Here is a 6,238-nt window from a genome sequence, read left to right as displayed (position 1 = left end):
AGGGATTCTTTGCGCATTTACAGGTTTTCATATAATTTATTTGAAGTAGCACAATAGGTAAATTTAGTAGGATAATATTTAGAAGTAAGGATTGAGAAAAATATGGAAACTATAAAATGGGTTCTATGTCCTATCTGTGGAAATAAAACCCGAACGATAATGCAAGAAGATACCGAATTAAAGAACTTTCCACTCTACTGTCCGAAGTGTAAACAGCAAACACTTGTGAATGTCAAGCACTTTGTTGTTTCGGTTAGCATAGATAGTGCAAATTAAGTGGTGCTATGTCAAGATTTAGTACAAGTTAAAATGAGAAATTTCTCCCCATTTTAACCTGCCAGAAGCTCCGCCTTAGTATGTCTTCTTTCATATACTCGCTCAAATTCATCAGGCGACATAAAGTCACAATGGCTGTGAATTCGTTTCGTATTGTAAAAAGCTTCCAAATATTCGAAAATCAACCGGTATGCTTGCTTGTAATCACGAATTTTAAAGCGATTGAGCCATTCACGTTTGATAATGGAATGAAAGGATTCAATGCATGCATTATCCCATGGAAATGCTTTCTTTGAATAACTACGCTGCATGTTTTCGGTTGCTTTTTTATATTCTTTTGCAACATACTGGCTTCCACGATCTGAGTGGATGATTAATGGTTGATCGATATTTCGGCGGGCTTTGGCTTTGTTTATAGTATCAATCACGCAGGATACTTCCAGTGTTTTGTCTTGGGATTGAGTGGTATGTGTGTGTGTGTGACTTTGCTGAACAGGACAACTATTATGATAGGGGCGGTTGTATGGAGTATGATTGGCGTTTCGCTTATCGTGTATGCAAACTCGCTTCTTCTGCGGAGGATGTTCTGCCCATACGAGTAGATTATTCCTCCCTCTCCCATTCCTGCGCGGTATCTGGGAATTCTTCTTTTTGAAGTTCGATAAGTTCCCGCCAGCGCTTTTTATCAATTTTAATGCCGGCCACTTCAGAGCAGCTAATCCATGGATATTCCATATAATTTTACAAGAAGGTTATTGGAAAATAGATTCCAATATTATGTGGGGAGTATGGACCAGTTTTTTTGATGATAAGATGACGATGACAGATGTATATACTATGTTTTTCAGAACATCTATGAATGTACCACGTATTATGGGATATTTGTTGGCTTATCTTTATCAGAGCGTTATCATATATGGAAAGAAAATTACAAAACAGGATATAGAGAATGCATCAGAAAAATACTATGAAGATAATATAGATGCATTTTTTAGATCTAGTACATATTGTTTACTTTCCATAGAAGAAAAACGTAATATTGCACAACTGAAAAAGGTAAGAGATGCAATTGTGGACCAAGCGAAAGAAATAAAAAGACAAATTGACAGGAAGGTTGTACCAAAAAACAGCTCCATATAGTAGTCATTTTCATGTGCTACAAAATACTGAAAAGTATTTGGAATCGTTAGAATTGAATCATTTTATTACAAAATATGAGGAAAAATCAAATCGAGATGGGAAAAAAGTTAATGTCTATTGTTTGAATTATGGATTGGCAAAAAAGAATAATATCATATGGGGAAGGGCACAAGGAACGATATATAGAAAATATTTTATAGAAAGAATATTTAATTTCACATCATTAGTTTTAGAGCAAATTAGAGAAACAAAAGTGATAAAATGTACCAATCCGGCATGTGGACGTATTTTTGATGATAGCGAAATTCCCTTTTTAAAATTTACAAGATTTCAATGTCCGGATTGTCATTCAAAAGTAGAAACATATTCAAAAGTAGATGAAGAGATTGAACATCAGTTTCAGCAAGCAAATAAAATTCCGCTAGTTAGCAAAGAAGAACTGGATATTATTTTGGAACTTAATAGAAGAAAAGAGTTTTGTAAGGCCAGAGATATTGCGGAAGAAATAGACATGGAATCACGTCGGATTGCACAAATTTGCAAGAAGCTTGACGAAGATAAAGGTATTGTGATTAGGAATAAGCGATGTAACCCATATGAGTATTGTACGTCAGAAATCGGAGAAAAATATTCGGATGTAGAAGTATCATGATAACACCATGATAACAAAATCTCCAAAAACCACACGGACACAACGGAAATTCCGGATTTTTCCACACGAATCACACGGAAAATCACCATTTGCACACCGTAACACATCGGTCTGATATCGTGAAGGTGGACGTACTGTAGGATCAGGACGTGTTGCTACAATCATCGAGTAATCACTGATTGACAGATTATAATATATAAATTGGTATCATAGATACCATGTGTTCAAGCGTAAGATTGCCCCGGAACCGTAAGGTTTCCGGGGTTTTTCTGTTGAGTAAAAAGTTTAAAATAAGGCTGTAAAGAATAGCGAATATATTAAAAACAGGCAGGTATGGGAAGAAACTGAAAATCTTCGCATATATGCCTGTGATACTGTTATGATACTATTTCTGTTCGTTATTTGAAAATTTCTGTGCTAAAAGTTCATCTCGTTTACGGATTCGTGTTTCAAAATTCAGTTCTTCAATTTCTTTATGGGTGACAGGTTTGGAAGTGTAGTATTCCAACGTCTGTTTCTTCCACATATCAAACATATCTTTACCTGTGAAATAAGATTCCAGGCTTTCTCTGTTCTCCTGCAGATCGGCAAGAAAATTACACATATCTGCATTTAAAGAGTGTTCCGGATCATTTCCATAAAAGCGAAGTCCGGCATACCATTTCTGTGTTTCTGTTTCTATATCACCGGGAAATTTATTATTTATATCCAGTTCATACCGGAGTTCATTGGATTCATTCATCTGCAGCAAAACCCAAATAATATCGCTGAGAGTAGAAATCTGTACTTTATTTTCAGATAATCCAAATAACCAGTCCAAAGAGACATGAAATTTCTGAGCAATAGTCAATAACACATCATTGGAGGGAGTAACCACACCATTTTCATAACTGGATAAAGTTGATTGACGTATACCGATAGCTGCGGAAAAGTTTTTCTGATTCATCTTCAGATCAGTTCGTAGCTCTTTTATTTTTTCTGAAATAGATGATTCCTGCATATTAGCCACCTCCTTAAAAGCTAAGAACAGTATATCACAAATGATAAAAATCAACAATATAGAAAAATATCATTCATACAGATAAAAATTATTGACAATGATTATTTAAAATGATATAGTATCAGTGAAAATGATAATTATAGACAAGGAGGAAATGATATGCAGAGACAGAACTATATGATTACAGCAGAAGAAGTGGCTGAAAGCATGGGAATTTCACTTGGATATGCTTATAAGCTACTTCGTAAATTGAACAAAGAGCTTGCAGATCAGGGATATGTGACCGTTGCAGGCAAAATACCGAGGGCATTCTGGGAAAAGAAATTTTATGGATATTCCCAGATCGTAATGTAAGGGGGTGAGAAAGTATGGCAGCATACAAAGATGAAGAAAGAGGAACCTGGTATGTTTCGTTTTATTACGAGGACTGGACAGGAGCCAAAAAGAGAAAAGTAAAAAGAGGGTTCCGTACCAAGAAAGAAGCGTTAAATTTCGAATCGGAGTATAAAAGAACAGCGAAAGCGGACATGGATATGACAATGGGAGAGTTTGTAGAAGTTTACTTCCGAGACAAGGCTCAGTCATTGAAGGATAGAAGTATTAAGAACAAAAGAGATACGATGAATGCTCAGTTGTTACCGTATTTTAAGGACAGACCAATGAACAGTATTACACCTGCAGAAATTATTCAGTGGCAGAATACGATTATTGAAAAAGGATATTCAGATGATTACCTGAAAACAATACAGAATCAGATGACGGCATTGTTCAATCATGCGAAGAATATCTACAATTTGGCAGACAATCCCTGTGACAAGGTGAAACGCATGGGAAAGACTTCAAAAAAGAAAATGAAATTCTGGACGATTGAAGAATACCGACAGTTTATGACCGGAATAGAACCGGGCAGCAAATATTATGTATTGTTTGAATTATTATTCTGGACAGGAGCAAGAGAGGGCGAAGCACTCAGCATTACACCTGCGGACATTGATTTTGAAAGAAATCTGCTTCATATCAATAAAACTTACTACCGTATGCATGGAAAAGATGTAATTACTTCTCCTAAAACAGAAGAATCTAACCGCACAATTTCCATACCAGAATTTCTCAAAAAAGAGATTCAGGATTATATTGGTAAATTGTATGAATTACCTGAAGATGAACGGATTTTCCCAATGGTTCATGAAGCAGTACAGCATAAGTTAAAACAGGTGGTTCAAAAGACCGGAGTGAAAAAGATAAGAGTACACGACATTCGTCACAGTCATGCGGCATTTCTGATCAATAAAGGTGTACAGCCATTGATGATTAAAGAAAGATTTGGACATACAGACATTCGTATTACATTGAATACTTATGGTCACTTATATCCAGATCAGCAAAAAGTGGTGGCAGATATGCTGGATGATGAAAATATAAAAAGCTCCGGAAGTACGAACAACCGGAGCAATGTGACAAATGAGGACGAATCCGCAAATGTCAACCCTAGACAAGTTGATTATAGCAGGGATTCTTCCAGAGAACAACAGACAATTGATGAGAACAGTTTGGAAAATGGAGGAACTTATGCAACAGAAAAATGACAATAAAGCAGAATTGAAAATGATAAAGATGTCAGATGTCCAGTCCCAGACAGTGGACTGGCTCTGGTATCCGTTTATTCCTTATGGGAAATTAACGATTATTCAGGGAGATCCAGGCGATGGAAAAACTACGTTGGTGCTAAATATTGCAGCAAGATTGTCTAAAGGAGAAGGATTGGACAACGATATGAAGGTAACAGAACCAGTAAATATTATTTATCAGACAGCAGAAGATGGACTGGCAGATACGGTAAAACCCAGATTAGAACTGGCAGAAGCGGTCTGTGAAAGAATCATGGTTATAGATGAAACAGAAAAATCACTTTCCATGATTGATGAAAGACTGGAAGCTGCCATCAAACAGACAGGTGCCAAGGTGCTTATTTTAGATCCGATCCAGGCATATCTTGGTGGAACAATGGATATGAACCGGGCAAATGAAGCAAGGGACATGACGAAGAAATTGAGCTTACTGGCAGAAAAATACAAATGTGCAATCTTATTGATTGGACACATGAATAAAGCTGGTGGAAACAAAGCTGCATATAGAGGAATGGGTTCGATTGACTTTTTTGCAGTAGCCAGAAGCGTATTGCTGGTAGGAAGAATAGAGGGAGAACCGGATTTAAGAGCAGTGGTTCAAATTAAAAATAATCTGGCAGCATTTGGACATTCCAAAGCATTTCGCCTGACAGAAACAGGATTTGAGTGGGTAGGTGACTATGAAATCACAGCAGATGAAGTGCTTGGAGGAATTGCACCCAAGATAAACAAGCTGGAACAAGCCAAGAAGATGTTGAGAGAACTGGCAGAAATATCAAATTCCGTACAAAGCAGCGAAATTTTTGATATGGCAGAAGAATTGAATATTTCCAAAAGAACATTGGAAAATGCAAAAAAAGAACTCGGAATTAAGGCAAGACGAATTGGTAATTCATGGTATTGGGATTTGGATAAAGTTAAACCGGAATAAATAAAGGATGCAACATTGCAGAGTTTATAGAAAATGCGGAATTAAAATGTAAGGTTGCAATCTGTAAAGACATTGCAGTGTTGCGTCCTTATCTGAAAAGTAAGAAGGTGAGAAAATGAAAAACGTTATGGTTCCAGAGGAGTTGTTTGGAAAACTTTTAAAATATCATTTACTGGATCAGAAACAGGAAGAGGATGATATAAAAAAAGGATTGGAAAAAAAGCTGGATGCAATGGTAAATCGTGAGGCATACAGTAAATTCAAAACTGCGCCAACAGAAGAGGAACGGGAAAAGTTCCGGCAGGAGTATCTGGACAGAAAAGGAATGCAAGAGAGCTTTCGATGGTAACAGTTCGTGTTGATTACCTTTTTACAGGAGCGTGTCACGCCCCTGTGAGAAGTAAACAAGGAGAAAGTTGGTAAGGTGCAGACGGAAAACTATGGCTGGAATGTGAGATTACTGTAAATTTGATAGTTGTGAAGAAGGGAGAAAGATACAATGAAACAGGGAAGATTAGGATATAACAGCAGTAATGACAGATATGGATTGTTGGCATCAGACTTATGGATTGATACGGGATTTCACTGTGGAGAAGGTCTTGAGGTGCTGG

Annotated in this window: 10 protein-coding genes; 8 read left to right on the top strand and 2 right to left on the bottom strand. The window is 36.8% G+C overall.

Annotation, left to right across the window (positions count from 1 at the left end; genetic code table 11):
- The first annotated feature begins 102 nt into the window (after positions 1–102).
- Positions 103–276 carry a cysteine-rich KTR domain-containing protein gene (locus tag DWX28_RS17780; RefSeq protein WP_075671335.1) on the top strand — a complete coding sequence of 58 codons (174 nt, stop codon included), beginning with the start codon at positions 103–105 and terminating at the stop codon, positions 274–276.
- A gap of 53 nt (positions 277–329) precedes the next feature.
- Here DWX28_RS17780 and DWX28_RS17775 read toward each other — a convergent pair whose 3' ends face one another.
- Positions 330–704 (bottom strand): integrase core domain-containing protein, encoded by a 375-nt coding sequence (locus DWX28_RS17775; protein WP_243002484.1) that lies wholly within the window; start codon positions 702–704, stop codon positions 330–332.
- Between the two features lie 223 nt (positions 705–927).
- On the opposite strand from DWX28_RS17775, the gene DWX28_RS17770 reads away from it, so the two are divergent.
- Together DWX28_RS17770 and DWX28_RS17765 are read left to right on the top strand one after the other, a co-directional pair.
- Positions 928–1,416 (top strand): hypothetical protein, encoded by a 489-nt coding sequence (locus tag DWX28_RS17770; protein WP_147336987.1) that lies wholly within the window; start codon positions 928–930, stop codon positions 1,414–1,416.
- Positions 1,391–2,068 (top strand): hypothetical protein, encoded by a 678-nt coding sequence (locus DWX28_RS17765; protein ID WP_118254370.1) that lies wholly within the window; start codon positions 1,391–1,393, stop codon positions 2,066–2,068. The genes DWX28_RS17770 and DWX28_RS17765 overlap by 26 nt, the downstream gene beginning before the upstream one ends.
- Before the next feature lie 385 nt (positions 2,069–2,453).
- Here the strand turns inward: DWX28_RS17765 and DWX28_RS17760 are convergent, their stop codons facing one another.
- On the bottom strand, positions 2,454–3,125 hold the full coding sequence (locus DWX28_RS17760) for a helix-turn-helix domain-containing protein (protein ID WP_243002483.1): 672 nt from the start codon (positions 3,123–3,125) through the stop codon (positions 2,454–2,456).
- 102 nt (positions 3,126–3,227) lie between these two features.
- Between DWX28_RS17760 and DWX28_RS17755 the strand changes: the two genes are divergently transcribed.
- From DWX28_RS17755 to DWX28_RS20690, 5 genes are all read left to right on the top strand, one after another.
- Positions 3,228–3,422, top strand: a complete 195-nt coding sequence (locus DWX28_RS17755) for a DNA-binding protein (protein ID WP_105310383.1) — start codon at positions 3,228–3,230, stop codon at positions 3,420–3,422.
- Between the two features lie 14 nt (positions 3,423–3,436).
- Positions 3,437–4,654, top strand: coding sequence for a site-specific integrase (locus tag DWX28_RS17750; protein ID WP_118254368.1), 1,218 nt, complete (start codon positions 3,437–3,439; stop codon positions 4,652–4,654).
- Positions 4,638–5,627: an AAA family ATPase gene (locus tag DWX28_RS17745; RefSeq protein WP_330417700.1), complete on the top strand. Its 990-nt coding sequence runs from the start codon at positions 4,638–4,640 to the stop codon at positions 5,625–5,627. The genes DWX28_RS17750 and DWX28_RS17745 overlap by 17 nt, the downstream gene beginning before the upstream one ends.
- 115 nt (positions 5,628–5,742) lie before the next feature.
- Positions 5,743–5,976 carry a complexin-2 gene (locus DWX28_RS17740; RefSeq protein WP_118254364.1) on the top strand — a complete coding sequence of 78 codons (234 nt, stop codon included), beginning with the start codon at positions 5,743–5,745 and terminating at the stop codon, positions 5,974–5,976.
- 150 nt (positions 5,977–6,126) lie between these two features.
- On the top strand, positions 6,127–6,238 hold a 112-nt coding region (locus tag DWX28_RS20690), incomplete at its 3' end, for a DUF5348 domain-containing protein (RefSeq protein WP_199611864.1).

This window comes from Blautia sp. AF19-10LB, assembly GCF_003461245.1.
Taxonomy (GTDB): Bacteria; Bacillota; Clostridia; order Lachnospirales; family Lachnospiraceae; genus Blautia_A; species Blautia_A intestinihominis.
The sequence above is the reverse complement of the archived record's forward strand: the minus strand, read 5'-3'. Positions and strand labels throughout refer to the sequence as shown.